Annotated in this window: 14 protein-coding genes; 10 read left to right on the top strand and 4 right to left on the bottom strand. The window is 67.8% G+C overall.

The window, feature by feature from the left end; translation table 11 throughout:
- Both K1Y73_RS18825 and K1Y73_RS18820 read left to right on the top strand, forming a co-directional pair.
- On the top strand, positions 1 to 497 hold a 497-nt coding region (locus tag K1Y73_RS18825; protein WP_225029849.1), incomplete at its 5' end, for a hypothetical protein.
- Positions 497 to 1234 carry a hypothetical protein gene (locus K1Y73_RS18820; RefSeq protein WP_225029848.1) on the top strand — a complete coding sequence of 246 codons (738 nt, stop codon included), beginning with the start codon at positions 497 to 499 and terminating at the stop codon, positions 1232 to 1234. The genes K1Y73_RS18825 and K1Y73_RS18820, both read left to right, overlap by 1 nt.
- 59 nt (positions 1235 to 1293) lie before the next feature.
- Here the strand turns inward: K1Y73_RS18820 and K1Y73_RS18815 are convergent, their stop codons facing one another.
- Positions 1294 to 1950: a GntR family transcriptional regulator gene (locus K1Y73_RS18815; RefSeq protein ID WP_225029847.1), complete on the bottom strand. Its 657-nt coding sequence runs from the start codon at positions 1948 to 1950 to the stop codon at positions 1294 to 1296.
- A gap of 218 nt (positions 1951 to 2168) precedes the next feature.
- Entirely contained in the window at positions 2169 to 3335 is a 1167-nt protein-coding gene (gene metC, locus K1Y73_RS18810) for a cystathionine beta-lyase (protein ID WP_225029846.1), read from the bottom strand.
- 118 nt (positions 3336 to 3453) lie between these two features.
- On the opposite strand from metC, the gene K1Y73_RS18805 reads away from it, so the two are divergent.
- The 8 genes from K1Y73_RS18805 (at position 3454) to K1Y73_RS18770 (ending at position 12499) form a co-directional block, all read left to right on the top strand.
- Positions 3454 to 4494: an amino acid ABC transporter substrate-binding protein gene (locus tag K1Y73_RS18805; RefSeq protein ID WP_225029845.1), complete on the top strand. Its 1041-nt coding sequence runs from the start codon at positions 3454 to 3456 to the stop codon at positions 4492 to 4494.
- Positions 4495 to 4580: 86 nt separating this feature from the next.
- A complete protein-coding gene (locus K1Y73_RS18800; RefSeq protein WP_225029844.1) occupies positions 4581 to 5777 on the top strand; it encodes an amino acid ABC transporter permease in 1197 nt (398 codons plus the stop codon).
- Positions 5778 to 5780: 3 nt separating this feature from the next.
- Positions 5781 to 6887 carry an amino acid ABC transporter permease gene (locus K1Y73_RS18795; RefSeq protein ID WP_225029843.1) on the top strand — a complete coding sequence of 369 codons (1107 nt, stop codon included), beginning with the start codon at positions 5781 to 5783 and terminating at the stop codon, positions 6885 to 6887.
- A gap of 21 nt (positions 6888 to 6908) precedes the next feature.
- Positions 6909 to 7697 carry an amino acid ABC transporter ATP-binding protein gene (locus K1Y73_RS18790; protein ID WP_404819106.1) on the top strand — a complete coding sequence of 263 codons (789 nt, stop codon included), beginning with the start codon at positions 6909 to 6911 and terminating at the stop codon, positions 7695 to 7697.
- 53 nt (positions 7698 to 7750) lie between these two features.
- On the top strand, positions 7751 to 9154 hold the full coding sequence (locus K1Y73_RS18785; protein ID WP_225029842.1) for an MmgE/PrpD family protein: 1404 nt from the start codon (positions 7751 to 7753) through the stop codon (positions 9152 to 9154).
- Between the two features lie 4 nt (positions 9155 to 9158).
- Positions 9159 to 10523: an MmgE/PrpD family protein gene (locus tag K1Y73_RS18780; RefSeq protein WP_225029841.1), complete on the top strand. Its 1365-nt coding sequence runs from the start codon at positions 9159 to 9161 to the stop codon at positions 10521 to 10523.
- A gap of 13 nt (positions 10524 to 10536) precedes the next feature.
- Positions 10537 to 11898 carry an MmgE/PrpD family protein gene (locus K1Y73_RS18775; RefSeq protein WP_225029840.1) on the top strand — a complete coding sequence of 454 codons (1362 nt, stop codon included), beginning with the start codon at positions 10537 to 10539 and terminating at the stop codon, positions 11896 to 11898.
- A gap of 4 nt (positions 11899 to 11902) precedes the next feature.
- Positions 11903 to 12499 carry a glutathione S-transferase family protein gene (locus tag K1Y73_RS18770; RefSeq protein WP_225029839.1) on the top strand — a complete coding sequence of 199 codons (597 nt, stop codon included), beginning with the start codon at positions 11903 to 11905 and terminating at the stop codon, positions 12497 to 12499.
- A 27-nt stretch (positions 12500 to 12526) separates the two neighbouring features.
- Here K1Y73_RS18770 and K1Y73_RS18765 read toward each other — a convergent pair whose 3' ends face one another.
- Complete coding sequence (locus K1Y73_RS18765; protein WP_225029838.1) at positions 12527 to 12871, bottom strand: carboxymuconolactone decarboxylase family protein; 345 nt, start codon at positions 12869 to 12871, stop codon at positions 12527 to 12529.
- Between the two features lie 51 nt (positions 12872 to 12922).
- Positions 12923 to 13987, bottom strand: a complete 1065-nt coding sequence (locus tag K1Y73_RS18760) for an AbrB family transcriptional regulator (protein ID WP_225029837.1) — start codon at positions 13985 to 13987, stop codon at positions 12923 to 12925.
- Between the last annotated feature and the right edge of the window lie 236 nt (positions 13988 to 14223).

Below are 14223 nucleotides of genomic sequence, written 5' to 3'. Positions count from 1 at the left end.
CGGGCGATGGCGCGCCGCTGCAGCGGCTTTGCCCCGAAGGCGGGCCGATCTGTCTGATCACCGATGAGGCGGCCGGCCTGCGCGTCGGCCTGCCGCCGGGCTGGGGCATGGAAGAGGCTTTCGTGATGGAAACCGCGGCCGGCGTGGCGGGCGAGGTCTTCGCCGCCTTCCAGCCGCTGGGCCCGGGCGGGGCCGCGCGCCAGGTGGCGCTGAACCCGCGGCAATGGGATGCGATGCTGGGCCCCTGCGAGGCGGTCGGGCCGGGGCTTCTGTGCCGCGGCGCCGATCTGTCGGGCGCCGATCTGCAGGCCTATCAGATCCTGCGCGTGACCCTGGACCGGGTCGCCGCAGCCGTCCCCCCGCCGGCCGATATCCCCTCGGCAGGCGGGGGCGATCCGGCGGGGGTGGCGCGGGAAATCCCGCTGACCCTGCCGGAAGGCTTTGATCCGCTTGAACTTCTTGCCCCGCAACTGGCCGCCCCCGAAGGAGAGCGCTGATGCAGAAGATCCTGATCGCGGCGCTGATGGCGCTGCTGCCCAGCCTTTCGCTGCTGCCCAGCCTGGCGCTGGCCCAGCAAGGCGGGGGCGAGAAGCTGGTCGTGGCCAAGTGCAGCGCCGGGCAGGGCTGCCGCTGTGCGCTGTCGGATTTCGACCTTGAGACGGTGTCCTTCCTGACCGGGCAGGACCTGCCGCCCGAAGCGGTGAAGGGCACCTATGTGATGATGGACGGCGCGGCCCATCTGTCGCCCCTGTCACCCGATGAGGTGCATCGCCAGGCCGGCGGAACCGGGCGCTGCGAGATGGCGCTGTTCGACCCTGTCCTGCCGCGCGACGGGCTGTGGCAGGGCTCGGTGCGGGTGCAGTCGATGCAGGGCTGCCATCCGATGGTGGCCGAGATGGTGCCGGCCATCGCCGCCGGGATGGAGATGCGCCAGCAGATCGACTGGGACGGGCGCTTCCATCCGCAGAAGCTGGCGGCGGGCGAGACGGGAGATGTGGTCGACTGGCGGGAACAGGGGCCGGGCAGTTTCACCGGCCGGCTGCGCGTGCCGCAAAACGACATGCTGACAATCACCAGCGGCCTGACCGCCCGGCTGGTCACCCCCGACCGCGCGACAGCCACCCTGCGGTTGCGGCTGGCGGCACAGGGAGGCAATAAAGCGGTGATGGAAGCCGCCGGCATGGCCGATTGCCGCAGCTTCGCCGTCTACGACTTCCGCCGGATCGGCGATTAGGCGGGGGCAGGGCAGGGGCCGCAGGCCGCCGCACGGGCCGGGCTGAGCGCCCTGGGCGCTTAGCCCTGGCCGGCTTCGGCCAGCATCTTCAGCCGGACCTGATAGCCCGACAGGATATGCCGCCTTGCCGCCCGTTCGGCGCGGTCGCCATTGCCTTCGGCAATCGCGGCGACGATCTCTTCATGCTCGGCCTGGGCGGCCTCGATCCGCTCGGGGATGGCATAGGTTGACCCCGACAGCAGGCTCAGATGCACACGCAGATTGCTGAGCGCGTCGATCATGAAGCTGTTATGCGAGGCCTGAACGATCAGCCGGTGCAACATCTTGTTGCGGTCCAGCAGCCGGACCGGATCGGTCAGCAGCCGGTCGGCCGCAACCATTTCGCGCAGAAGCGCCACTTCCGCGCGCGACGCATGTTCGGCCGCAAGCCGCGTGGCCATGCCTTCCAGCCCCTCGCGCACGGCGAACAGCTGGCGCAGCTGGTCATAGCCGATATGGGCGACGATCAGCCCGCGCTGCGGCCCGTGATCGGCCAGACCCATCGCATGCAGCCGGTGCAGCGCCTCGCGCACGGGGGTGCGGCTGATGCCCAGGCGCTGCGCGAGATCGACCTCGGTCAGGCGGCTGCCGGGGCGCAGCTCGCCCTGCTCGATCAGCCCCATGATATGGTCCAGCGGCGTCCGCCGGGCCTCTGTCGCTTCGCCGTCATGCTTCATGCCTGTGCCTGGCCCTTTCACGTCACTGCCGGCCCGGACCGGGGCGGCGGGGGCATCTGGTTCAGCATATGTATACAAATGTCCCGCGTCGCGCGCCAGCGCCGAGGCCGGCCTGGGCCGGCACGGGCCGGCCCCCCTGGCGCGGCCGGGCGCGGCTTGGCGCGGAAAGGGCGCGGAAAACGGCAGTCGCGCCCGATCCGCACCCTTTCCGCATCCGATCAGCCTGCCAGCCGGTCGAATCCCTGGCGCAGCTCGTCGATCAGATCCTCGGGATCTTCCAGGCCCACATGGATGCGCACCGTCTGCCCGCCCGGCGCCCATTGCGTGGCGCTGCGATAGACCGAGGGGTTCGCGGGCACGAGCAGGCTTTCGAACCCGCCCCAGCTGGAGCCCATGCCGAACAGTTTCAACCCGTCGAACATCCGGCCCAGGGCAGGGCGGTCGGGCTGGGTGATGACAAAGCCGAACAGGCCCGAGGCGCCGGTGAAATGCTGCTTCCACAGCGCATGGCCCGGATCGCCGGGCAGGCCCGGATGCATCACCCGCAGCACTTCGGGCTGCTGCAGCAGCCAGTTCGCGACCTGAAGGCCGCTCTTGTGGTGCTGCGCCATCCGCACCGGCAGCGTCCGCAGGCCGCGCAGCGCCAGAAACGCGTCGTCGCCGCCGATGCAGACGCCGAAGCGCAGATAGGTTTCGCGCAGCCGGTCATAGACCTCGGCCCGGCAGGCAATGGTGCCCAGCATCAGGTCGGAATGGCCGGCAATGTATTTCGTGCCCGCCTGCACCGAGATATCGGCGCCCTGGCGGATCGGCTGGCAGAAATAGCCGCCGCTCCAGGTGTTGTCGATCGCGGTGGTGATGCCGCGCTGGCGGGCGATGGCGCAGATCGCGGTCACGTCCTGCACTTCGAAGGTCTGCGAGCCGGGCGATTCCATCCAGATCAGCCTTGTCTCGGGGCGGATCAGGCTTTCGATCCCGGCGCCGATCGTCGGATCGTAATAGCTGGTCTCGACGCCGAACTTCTTCAGCGTGAATTCGCAGAATTTCCGCGCCGGGCCATAGCTGCTGTCCGACATCAGGATATGTGCGCCGGGTTCGGCGAAGGCCATCAGAATGGTGCTGATCGCATTCACGCCCGAGGGCGCCACCAGGGCGCGGTCGGCGCCTTCCAGCTCGCAGATCGCATCTTCCAGCGCATGGGTCGTGGGCGTGCCGCGGCGGGCATAGCGCAGCTTCGCGCCTTCCTTCGCCTCAAGCGCGGCGAGATTCGGGAAAAGGATCGTCGACGCCCGATAGACGGGCGTGTTCACCGCCCCGTTCTGCGCGGCCGGGTCGCGGCCGGCATGAAGCAGCCGCGTCTCAAACCCCAGATTCTCATTGCTCATTCCCGGCATCCTCGCTGGATCAGCACTCTATTGCATGCAGTGTAAAACATATGTATACAGTAGTTCAGCGGGCGTCAACCTGATGATTGAAAAGGCCCGGGAGACAGAGAGGGAAAACATGCGACTGACGAATCTTTCGGGTCTGGGCGCCGTTGCGGCGCTGACGCTGGGCCTGGTGGGCGCGACCGCCGTCGAGGCGAATTCCGGCGATACGCTGGCGGCGGTGAAGGCGCGGGGCGAGCTGCTGTGCGGCGTGCATCCGGCGCGCCACGGCTTTGCCGCGCCCGACAGCCAGGGCAACTGGAGCGGCTTCGAGGTCGACTTCTGCCACGCCATCGCGGCGGCGATCTTCGGCGACGCCTCGAAGGTGCGCTTCGTGGCCCTGTCCTCGCAGCAGCGCTTCCCGGCGATCCAGTCGGGCGAAGTGGACGTGCTGGCCCGCAACGTGACCGCCACGCTCAGCCGCGACACGGCGCTGGGTCTGAACTTCGCGCCGCCGATCTTCTACACCGGCACGGGCTTCCTGGTGCGCAAGGCCGACGGGATCGAGAAGGTCGAGGATCTGGACGGCGCGGCGATCTGCATGGCGCCCGGCTCGACCACCGAACGCAATGTGGCGCAGATCTTCGCCGCCCGCGGCCTGACCTATACGCCGGTCGTGATCGAGAACAACAAGCAGCTGGTCGACGCCTATGTCACCGGCCGCTGCGATGCGCTGACCAAGGACAAGGCGGCCCTTCCGGGCGTGCGCGCCTTTGACACCGAAAATCCCGACGATCACATGATGCTGCCGGGGATCTATTCCAAAGAGCCGCTGGCCATGGCCGTCCGTCAGGGCGACGACCAGTGGTATGACCTGGTGAAATGGGTCACCTACGCGACCTTCAACGCCGAGGAACTGGGCTTGACCCAGGCCAATGTCGACGAGATGAAGGCCTCGGACGATCCCGATATCCAGACGCTTCTGGGCGTGATCGGCGACAATGGCACCAAGCTGGGCGTCGACAACACCTGGGTCTATGCCATCGTCAAGCAGGTCGGCAGTTACGAAGACATCTACATGCGCCATTTCGGCCCGGAAAGCCCGGTGGCGCTGGACCGTGACCAGAACGCGCTGTGGACCGAGGGCGGGCTGCTTTACGGCTTCCCGATGCAATAAGCGCAGCGCCGACTTCGCCCGTTCCCTCCGCAGTGGTCTGCCCGCTGCGGAGGGGATGCCGCCTTCGCCATTGCCGGGACCAAGACATGACCGATGCCACTCCGGGCCGCGCGGCCAAGCCGCCGGCGCGTCGCCTGAAAGACCTCATCTACAGCGAATTCTTCCGCACCGTGATCTACCAGATCGCGCTGGCCGGGGCCGTCGTGCTGCTGGGCTTCTATCTCTACCAGAACGTGGTCGAGAACCTGAGCCGGCAGAACATCGCCACCGGCTTTGGCTTCCTGAAGGAAGTCTCGCAATTCGAGATCGGCGAGACGCTGATCAGCTATTCCTCGCGCGATACCTATGGCCGGGCGCTGCTGGTCGGGCTGATGAACACGCTGTCCGTCTCGGCCGCCGGCATCGTCGTGGCGACGGTGATCGGATTTTCCATCGGCATCATGCGGGTGTCCAGCAACTGGCTGCTGCAACGCATCGCGCTGACCTATGTGGAAATCGTCCGCAACATTCCGGTCATCCTGCAGGTGATCTTCTGGGCTGCGGTGATCCGCAACCTTCCCGCGCCGCGCCAGGCGCTGGAGCTGTGGGGCCTGGGCTTCCTGTCGAACCGCGGGCTGACCTTCCTGCTGCCCGTCGCCGATCCGGCGCATGCCTGGATGCTGGCCGCGCTGGGGATCGGCATCGTCGCGGCGCTGATCGCCGCCCGCCTGGCGCGCCGCCACCGTGAGGCGACCGGGCGCTATATCGACATGCTCTGGCCCTCGGTCGGGCTGATCCTGGGTCTGCCCCTGCTGACCTGGCTGGCCTTCGGCGCCCCGCATGAGCTGAGCTTCCCCGAGCGCCAGGGCTTCAACTTCCGTGGCGGCGCCACGATCAGCCCGGAATTCGTGGCACTGATGGCGGGGATTGCGCTGTATTCCTCGGGCTTCATCGCCGAAATCGTGCGGGCCGGCATCCAGGCCACCCCGCGCGGCCAGGTGGAAGCCGCCCGGTCGATCGCGCTGCGACCGCGCTTCATCCTGCGCTATGTCGTTCTGCCGCAGGCGCTGCGGGTGATCGTGCCGCCGCTGACCAGCCAATATGTCAGCCTGATCAAGAACAGCTCGATCGCCGTCGTGATCGGCTACCCGGATCTGGTGAACATCGGCAACACGGTGATGAACCAGACCGGCCAGGCGGTCGAGGCGATCGCGGTGATGATGGTCGTCTATCTGATCGTCAGCCTCGTCACCTCCATTGCGATGAATTTCTACAACCGCCTCGTCGCGATCAAGGAGCGCTGAGCCATGGCCCTTGCAACAACAGAAGCTGCGGCGCCGGTCCGGGCCTATGACCCGAACGCCCGGATGTCCGCCGGGCTGTGGCTGAAGACCAACCTCTTCAGCTCGGTCTGGCAGACGCTGCTGACGCTGGTCGTCGCGGCGGTGGTGATCCGCGTGCTGTGGTTCGTGCTGGATTGGGGCGTCGTGAACGCCGTCTTCTACACGACCGACCCCGATGTCTGCCGCGCCGCCACCGGCGCCTGCTGGGCCGTCATCGTGGAAAAGCACCGGCCGATGCTGTTCGGCCTTTATCCCTATGACCAGCACTGGCGTCTGGTGCTGGTGATGGTGATCTACCTGTCGACGGTGGTGCTGTCGCTTTGGCCGCGCTGCTGGAACCTGCGCTTCCTGGTGCCGCTGTGGATCTTCGCCGTGGGCTCGATCGGCATCCTGATGTTCGGCGGCGTCTTCGGCCTGCGCTATGTGCCCACCTCGGAATGGGGCGGGCTGCCGCTGACCATGCTTCTGTTCACCGGCACGGTGCTGATCGGCATGCCCATCGCGGTGCTTCTGGCCCTGGGCCGGCGCGCGCCCTTGCCGGTCGCCCGGGGCGTGTCGGTGGTGTTCATTGAATCGCTGCGTGGCGTGCCGCTGATCACCATCCTTTTCGTCGCGGTGAACGTCTTCCCGCTGTTCCTGCCCGCCGGTGTCGAGGTGAACAAGCTTCTGCGCATCACCGTGGGGATCGCGATCTTCTTTGCCTGCTATCAGGCCGAGGTGATCCGCGGCGGCCTTCAGGCCATCCCGCGCGGGCAATACGAGGCGGCAACCTCGCTGAGCCTGACCTATTGGCAGACCACGACCCGCATCATCCTGCCCCAGGCCCTGCGCATCAGCCTGCCCGCGATCACCAATCACATCATCGCGGCGATGAAGAACACCTCGTTCGTGATCATCATCGGTCTCTTCGACATCCTGACCGCGACCACCGCCGTCATGCAGGACCCGCTTTGGCGCAAGTTCTATGTCGAGGCCTATCTCTTCGTCGCCGCCGTCTACCTCTTCTTCGGCTATGCCCTCTCGCGTTACGCGCGGCAGGTGGAGAAGTGGATCGCTGCGGGCCGCATCTAGCGCCCCTTCCCGGAGTTTCCCATGACCCAGACCGCCCCCACCCCCCCGCTCGCCGCCCAAACCGCCACGGCCGCCGAGCCGGTCATCCAGATGAAAAACGTCTCGAAATGGTATGGCCAGTTCCAGGTCCTGCACGAGGTCAGCCTTGATGTGGCGAAAGGCGAACGCGTCGTCGTTTGCGGCCCTTCGGGGTCAGGCAAATCGACGCTGATCCGCTGCATCAACCGGCTTGAGGTGCATCAGTCCGGCGATATCTTCGTGAACGGTCTTGAGATGACCGACAATGTGAAGAACATCGACAAGATCCGCCGCAACATCGGCATGGTGTTCCAGAACTTCAATCTGTTCCCGCATCTGACCGTTCTGGAAAACCTGACGCTCGGGCCGATGCTGACGCGGCAGATGAAGAAATCCGCCGCTGAAGAGCTGGCGATGCATTTCCTGCGCAAGGTGCGCATTCCCGAACAGGCGCAGAAATATCCGCTGCAACTGTCGGGCGGCCAGCAGCAGCGCGTGGCCATCGCGCGCAGCCTGTGCATGGAGCCCGAGATCATGCTCTTCGACGAGCCGACCTCGGCGCTTGATCCCGAGATGATCAAGGAAGTGCTGGATACGATGATCGAGCTTGCCGAAAGCGGCATGACGATGATCGTCGTGACCCATGAGATGGGCTTTGCCCGCACCGTGGCCGATCAGGTCGTCTTCATGGCTGAGGGCCGCAAGATCGAGGCGGCGCCGCCCGAAGAATTCTTCGGCAACCCGCGCGAGGAACGCACGCGCGCCTTCCTTGACCAGATCCTGAAACACTGATGCCGCGCCCCCGGTCGAAAGGCCGGGGGCCGCGCCTTGAAGGAGCTTCCCGCGTGACGTCTTTGACGCCCGAACTGGCGGCCCGTGCCGCCGCGCTACGCCTTGACGATCTTCCCGCCGCCGTGCGCCACTGGGCCAGCCGCGCCCTGGCCGATACGCTGGCCTGCGCCGTGGCCGGGGCGTCCGAGGCGGTGGTGGGGCAGGTGCAGGCCGTGCTGCCGATGGCGCCGGGCGCCTCGGTGCTGATCGGCCAGACCGGCCGGGCCCATGTGCTGGATGCCGCGCAGATCAACGGCGTCGCGGCCCATGCGCTGGATTTCGACGATTGCAATCTGGAGATGGACGGCCACCCGTCGGTGTCGATCGTGCCCGCCCTTGTGGCGCTGGCCGACCGGCAGGATGCCAGCGGGGCCGATCTTCTGACCGCCTATGTCGCGGGGGTCGAGGCCGAGATCCGCATCGCGCGGCTGTCGAACCCAGCCCATGCCGATCGCGGCTGGCATCCGACCGTGACCTTCGGCGTTCTGGGGGCGGCCGTCGCCTGCGGGCGGCTGCTGAACCTGCAGGCGCCGCAGATGGCGGTGGCGATCGGCATTGCCGCCTCTTGCGCTTCAGGGCTGCGGGCCAATTCCGGCACGATGACCAAGCCGCTGCATGCGGGGCAGGCCAATCGCAACGGGCTGCAGGCGGCCTTGCTGGCGCAGGCGGGCTTCACCGCCAATCCGGCGGCGCTTGAACACAAGTTCGGCTATATGGCCGCCTTCAACGGCAGCGTGCCGGCCGATCTGTCGCCGGCGCTGGACGGCTGGGGGCAGGATTATGCGCTGCTGGCGCCGGGGATCGCGATCAAGCAATATCCCTGCTGCGCCTTCATCCATTGCGCCATCGACGCCGCCGCGGCGCTGCGCGACGATATCGACGGGGCCGAGATCGCCGCGGTCGAGGTGGCCCTGCATCCTCGCCGGCTGAAGAACATCGACCGGCCGCAGCCGCGCGACGGGCTGGATGCGAAATTCTCGACCCAGTATCTGACCGCGCGGGCCCTGCTGGCCGGCCGCGTCGGCTTTGCCGATTTCGAGCCGCCCTTGCTGGACGATGCCGCGACCAAGGCGCTGGCGGCGCGCGTGCGGCTGAGCGCGCATGACGCGGACGATCTGTCCTTGGGCCATGTGACCGTGACCCTGGCCGATGGCCGCCGGCTGAAGGCCAGCGCCAGCGTCGCCATGGGCCGCGGCCCCGCCAACCCGATGACCGAAGCGCAGTTCCGCGCCAAGTTCGACGATTGCACCCGCGCGATCCTGTCCGCCGCACAGGCCGATGCGCTGCATGCGGGCCTGGCCGCGCTGGCCGACCAGCCCTCGACCCGGGCGCTGACCGCCTTGATGCAGCCCGCTTCCCTTCCCTCTCCCCGCCCCGAATCCGACCGCGCCGCCCCGGGCGCGCAGCACGAAAGGTGATCCGATGACCTCCATGCCTCTGTCCCGCGAACTCGCCAAGCGGGTTGTCGCGCTTGATCCGGCGGGGTTCGACCCCGAGGCGGTGAAATGGGCCCGCAATGCGATTGCCGACATGATCGGCTGCACGCTTCTGGGCGCGCCGACCGAGACGACCGATGCCGTGCTGATGCCCGATCTCTACGGGCCGGGCCCGTGCCTGGTGCTGGGCCGCAAGGTGCGGCTGGGCGCGCTGGATGCGGCTTTCGTGAACGGCACTGCCGGCCATGCGCTGGATTATGACGACACGTCGAAATCGCTGTCGGGCCACCCGACGGTGATCATCATTCCGGGCCTTCTGGCCCTGGCCGAACAGCGCGGTGCCACCGGCAAGCAGGTGACCGACGCCTATATCATCGGTGTCGAGGCCGCGACGCGCTTTGCCCGGGGCGTCAACTTCCAGCATTACGAGAAGGGCTGGCACCCGACCGCCACGCTGGGCATCTTCGGCGCCGCCGTCGCGGCCTGCGTGCTGATGGATCTGGACGAAGAGCAGATCGCCAATGCGATCGCGATCTCGGCCTCGCTTGCTTCGGGGCTGAAGGCGAATTTCGGCACCTCGACCAAGCCGATGCACGCCGGCATCGCCGCGCGCAACGGGCTGTTTGCCGCGATGATGGCGGCGCAGGGCGTGAACGGGGCGCCGGTCGCGCTGGAGCATCCGCAGGGCTTCCTGGAAGTGTTCAACGGCGCGGGGAATTACCAGGCCGAGCGGATGCTGACCGGCTGGGCCGAGCCGCTGGACCTGCTGGCGCCGGGGATCTCGATCAAGAAATACCCTTGCGTCTACAGCGTTCATGGCGCCATCGACGCGGCGATCATGCTGCATGACGGCGCGCTGAAGGGCGCGGCGCAGATCAGCGATGTGCTGGTGCGCATGCATCCGCGCCGCCTGCTGCCGCATGTGCGCAATCCCGCCACCAGCGCGCTGAACGCCAAATTCTCGCTGCCCTATGCGGTGGCGCGCGGGCTGGTCAACGGCGCGGTGCTGCTGGAGCATTTCGAGGATGCGGCGCTGCAGGATCCCGAGGTCACCCGCGTCTCGGGCCTGATCCGGATGGAGCCGCATGACGATGACGCCAATGATTACGGCGCCGAAGTGGTGGTGACGCTGGCCGATGGGCAGGTGCTGCGCCAGGCGGTGGCCGCCCCCCTGGGCCGTGGCCCCGAAGTGCCGCTGCCGCAAGAGATGCTGGAGGCGAAGTTCCTCGATTGCGCCCGCGCCAGCCTGACGCCCGAAGGCGCGCAAGCGGTGTTCGACCTGCTGATGCGCCTCGACACGCTGCCCCGCGCCGCCGACCTGACCGCCGCCATCGAAGCCGCGACCCGCTGAAGGAGCCCGAGAGATGAGTTTTGCACGCGAACTGGCCCGCCGCGCCCTTGGCATCCGATACGACACCCTGCCCGAAGAGGCGCTGCATATCGGCCGCCGCGCCCTTGCCGACACGGTCGGCGTGGCGCTGGCCGGCGCCGATGCGCCGGCGCTGGATGCGCTGGAAGACGTGTTGGCCATCGGTGCCGCACCGGGGCAGGTCACGCTTTGGGGCAGGGGGGGCAAGCGCGCCTCGATCCTGCATGCGGCGCTGATCAACGGCACCGCCGCCCATGCGCTGGATTTCGACGATTGCTCGACCACGATGGGCGGCCACCCCTCGGCGCCGGTGGTGCCGGTGGTGCTGGGTCTGGCGGAAGCCTATGGCCTGCCGGCGCGCAAGGTGCTGGAAGCCTGGGTCACCGGGGTCGAGGTGGAAACCCGGCTGGCGCGCGGCCTTCTGCCGCATCATTACGAGAAGGGCTGGCACCCGACCGCCACGCTGGGCGTCTTCGGCGCCACGGCCGCGGCGGGGCGGATGCTGGATCTGGACGAAGACCAGATGACCACCGCGCTGGCGGTGACCGTGTCGATGGCCTCGGGTCTGAAATCCAATTTCGGCACGCCGGTGAAACCCCTGCATGTGGGCCAGGCCGCGCATAACGGCATCATGGCGGCCCTGGTCACCCAGCGCGGCATGACCGCCAATCCCGAAGCGTTTGAACATACTTACGGCTTCTTCAACCTGTTCAACGGCGCGGGCACCTATGATGCCGATGCGATCCTGGCGGATTGGGACGGGCCCCTGGAAGTGCTGAGCCCCGGCATCGCGATCAAGCAGCATCCCTGCTGCGGCAGCGCGCATTCCGCCATCGACGCCGCGATGCGCATCGTCGCGCGCGAGGGGCTTCTGGCCCCCGATGCCATCGCCCGGATCGACACCAGCACGCATGAACGCCGGCTTGCCCATACCAACCGGCCCACGCCGCGCTCGGGTCTGGATGCCAAGTTCAGCGTGCAGTTCCTGACCGCCAAGGCCCTGACCACCGGCCGGATCCGCCTTTCGGATTTCGACGATGCCAGCTTCCTGACGCCCGAGATCGCGGGGCTTCTGCCGCGCGTCCACTCGGTGGGTCACCAACAGGCCGATGCCTATCTGGGCGAGGTCCGGGTCGAGATGAAGGACGGCCGGGTCTTCACCGATCACGCCTCGACCAATTTCGGCCGCGGGCCCTTGAACCCGATGTCGGATGCCGAACTGGGCGACAAGTTCACCGATTGCGCCGCTGACCGGCTGGGCGATGGCGCGGCCGATGTCTATGCCGCCTTCCTGGCCCTGGGGCCGGACACGCCGCTTGCGCCGCTGATGGCGCGGCTTTCAGGAAAGAAGGGCTGAGCAGATGTTGAAAGTCTATGGACGCGCCAATTCCTCGAACAGCGCCAAGGTGTTCTGGCTGCTGGACGAATTGGGCGAAGACTATGAGCTGATCCTGACCGGCCGGGGCTTTGGCGCCACCGATACGCCGGAATTCCTGGCGCTGAACCCGTTCGGCAAGGTGCCGGTGGTGCAGGATGGCGAGACGGTCGTGTGGGAATCGAATGCGGTCCTGCGCTATCTGGCCGGGCGGCAGCCCAATGCGCTGTGGCCCGCCGACCCGGCCGGGCGCAGCCTGGCGGATCGCTGGATGGACTGGGCCTCGATCTCGCTGACCCCGCCGCTGACCCGTCTGCGCAAGGCCCGCGCCGCGGGCAAGGCCGAAGCCGAGGCCGATCTGGCCGCGGTGATCAAGGCGGTCGAGGCGCTGGACGCCTGGCTGGCCAGGCAGCCCTACCTGGCCGGCGAGACGCTGTCGCTGGCCGATATCGTCGCGGCCCCTTCGGTGCATCGCTGGTTCCGGCTGCCGGAAAGCAGCCTGCCCCTGCCGGCACTGGCCCGCTACCGGGATCGGCTGGAGACGAACGAAGGCTATTGCCGCCATATCCGCACGCCGCTTTAACCGATCCCGGCCGGTGTCGGCCGCGTCTTACGAGGCGGCCGACATCCCGTCGAAGGCATCCAGCGTGCGGGCCGAATAGACCAGCGCCGCGCCCGCATTCAGGGCGATGGCAACCCCCAGCGCCTCGGCGATTTCCTCACGCGTGCAGCCATGTTTCAGCGCCGCCTCGACATGGCTGGCGATGCAGCCGTCGCAGCGCGTGGTGACGGCAACCGACAGCGCGATCAACTCGCGTGTTTTGCCGTCCAGATGCTGGGCCTTCTCGCCCGCCGAGGCGAGTGCCGCATAGCCCTTCATCACATCGGGCACGAGGGCCGCGAATTCGCCCACGCGCTTCTTCACCTCGCCCCGGTAGTTTTTCCAGTTCAGCATCGCCGCATCTCCTTTGTTGTCGCGGGAAAGTCCGACGCATCGGCCGATGCGTCACGTCTTCGAACGGCGCAGCAGGCGGAAGACCGCTGTGGCGCCAAGATTGATCATCAGGATCCGCAGCAGCTGGCTTGAGGTGACCAGTGCCACCTCGGCATGCAGCGCCAGCGCGATCAGCGACATTTCCGCCGCGCCCCCGGGCGCCATCGGCAGGAAGATCACGCTCCAGGGCAGGCCCGCCAGGGGGGCGGCGGCCATCGCCACCAGAACGCAGATCGTGCAAAGGATCGGCACCAGCACCAGCCCGTGCAGAAAGCCATGGCGCACCAGGCGCCATTGCGTGCCCAGAAAGCCCGAACCCAGGGCCGAGCCCAGCACCACCTGCGAGACCAGGATCAGCACCGAAGGCGGGGCGGCGGTGGCGATGCCGGTCAGATGCAGCGCGGCGCTGAGGATCAGGGGCCCGATCATCGCTGCATTGGGCAGGCCGATGCGCTTGCCCAGCGGCCAGCCGATCGCGCCCGCCAACACCAGCCACAGCCAGTCCAGCGCGCCAAGTTCGGTGATCGCATGCGACAGCAGCGGGCTTCCGGCCGAGCGCACGCCATAGCTGGCCGCGTAAAGCAGCGGCACGACCATCACCAGCAGGAAGATCCGCGTGCTGTGGACCAGCGCGATCTGGCGTTCATCGCCGCCGGCCAGCCCGCCCTGCAGCGTCATCTCCTGAATGCCCGAGGGCATGCCGGCGAAATAGGCGGTGACCGGATCGAAGCCGGCGATCCGGCGCAGATACTGATAGCCCGCGATCCCGCACAGGATCGTGGCCAGCCCGGTTGCCGCCATCACCACCGCCCAGGCCTGGCCCTGGCCCAGCACCGAAGGCTGGAAGGCCGAGCCCAGCGTGACGCCGATCACCGCGGCGAAGGGCGGGCGCAGCGGACGGGTGCGGCGCAGCGGCAGGCCCAGCATCGCGGCCAGCATGGTCAGGCACATCGCGCCCATCATCCAGGGCAGGGGCAGGCGCAGCGCGTGGAAGGCCCAGCCGCCAAGACCGGCGATCAGCAGCGTCAGCACCAGGCGCCAGGACAGAAGGGTTTCGAAAAACGGTCTGATCGGCATGCCGGGGCTTTCAACATCAGGCAAAAGGACTTGGCGGCCGGGCGGGCAGGCCGCCCGGCACAGGGTTCGCAGCACTGATCGCCGGACTGGGCGGCGGCGGCGGGGGCCGGTGGGGGCCGGTGGGGCCGTGGCGCGGCGCGGCGCGGTCAGGCCGCGGCGGCGTTCCCCGTGGCGACCGGCGTGTCGCCGGGCTGGCCCCAATCCGCCCAGGCCCCGTCATAGACCGCGGCTTCGGA

This window comes from Xinfangfangia pollutisoli, assembly GCF_020179405.1.
Lineage (GTDB): Bacteria > Pseudomonadota > Alphaproteobacteria > Rhodobacterales > Rhodobacteraceae > Pseudogemmobacter > Pseudogemmobacter pollutisoli.
This window is presented reverse-complemented; position numbering and strand designations above follow the sequence as displayed.

Coding starts and splice junctions, on each gene's coding strand:
- K1Y73_RS18775 (WP_225029840.1), top strand. CDS start 10,537: ATGAGTTTTGCACGCGAACTGGCCCGCCGCGCCCTTGGCATCCGATAC.
- K1Y73_RS18760 (WP_225029837.1), bottom strand. CDS start 13,987: ATGCCGATCAGACCGTTTTTCGAAACCCTTCTGTCCTGGCGCCTGGTG.
- K1Y73_RS18815 (WP_225029847.1), bottom strand. CDS start 1,950: ATGAAGCATGACGGCGAAGCGACAGAGGCCCGGCGGACGCCGCTGGAC.
- K1Y73_RS18805 (WP_225029845.1), top strand. CDS start 3,454: ATGCGACTGACGAATCTTTCGGGTCTGGGCGCCGTTGCGGCGCTGACG.
- K1Y73_RS18765 (WP_225029838.1), bottom strand. CDS start 12,871: ATGCTGAACTGGAAAAACTACCGGGGCGAGGTGAAGAAGCGCGTGGGC.
- K1Y73_RS18795 (WP_225029843.1), top strand. CDS start 5,781: ATGGCCCTTGCAACAACAGAAGCTGCGGCGCCGGTCCGGGCCTATGAC.
- K1Y73_RS18820 (WP_225029848.1), top strand. CDS start 497: ATGCAGAAGATCCTGATCGCGGCGCTGATGGCGCTGCTGCCCAGCCTT.
- K1Y73_RS18800 (WP_225029844.1), top strand. CDS start 4,581: ATGACCGATGCCACTCCGGGCCGCGCGGCCAAGCCGCCGGCGCGTCGC.
- K1Y73_RS18780 (WP_225029841.1), top strand. CDS start 9,159: ATGACCTCCATGCCTCTGTCCCGCGAACTCGCCAAGCGGGTTGTCGCG.
- metC (WP_225029846.1), bottom strand. CDS start 3,335: ATGAGCAATGAGAATCTGGGGTTTGAGACGCGGCTGCTTCATGCCGGC.
- K1Y73_RS18790 (WP_404819106.1), top strand. CDS start 6,909: ATGACCCAGACCGCCCCCACCCCCCCGCTCGCCGCCCAAACCGCCACG.
- K1Y73_RS18770 (WP_225029839.1), top strand. CDS start 11,903: ATGTTGAAAGTCTATGGACGCGCCAATTCCTCGAACAGCGCCAAGGTG.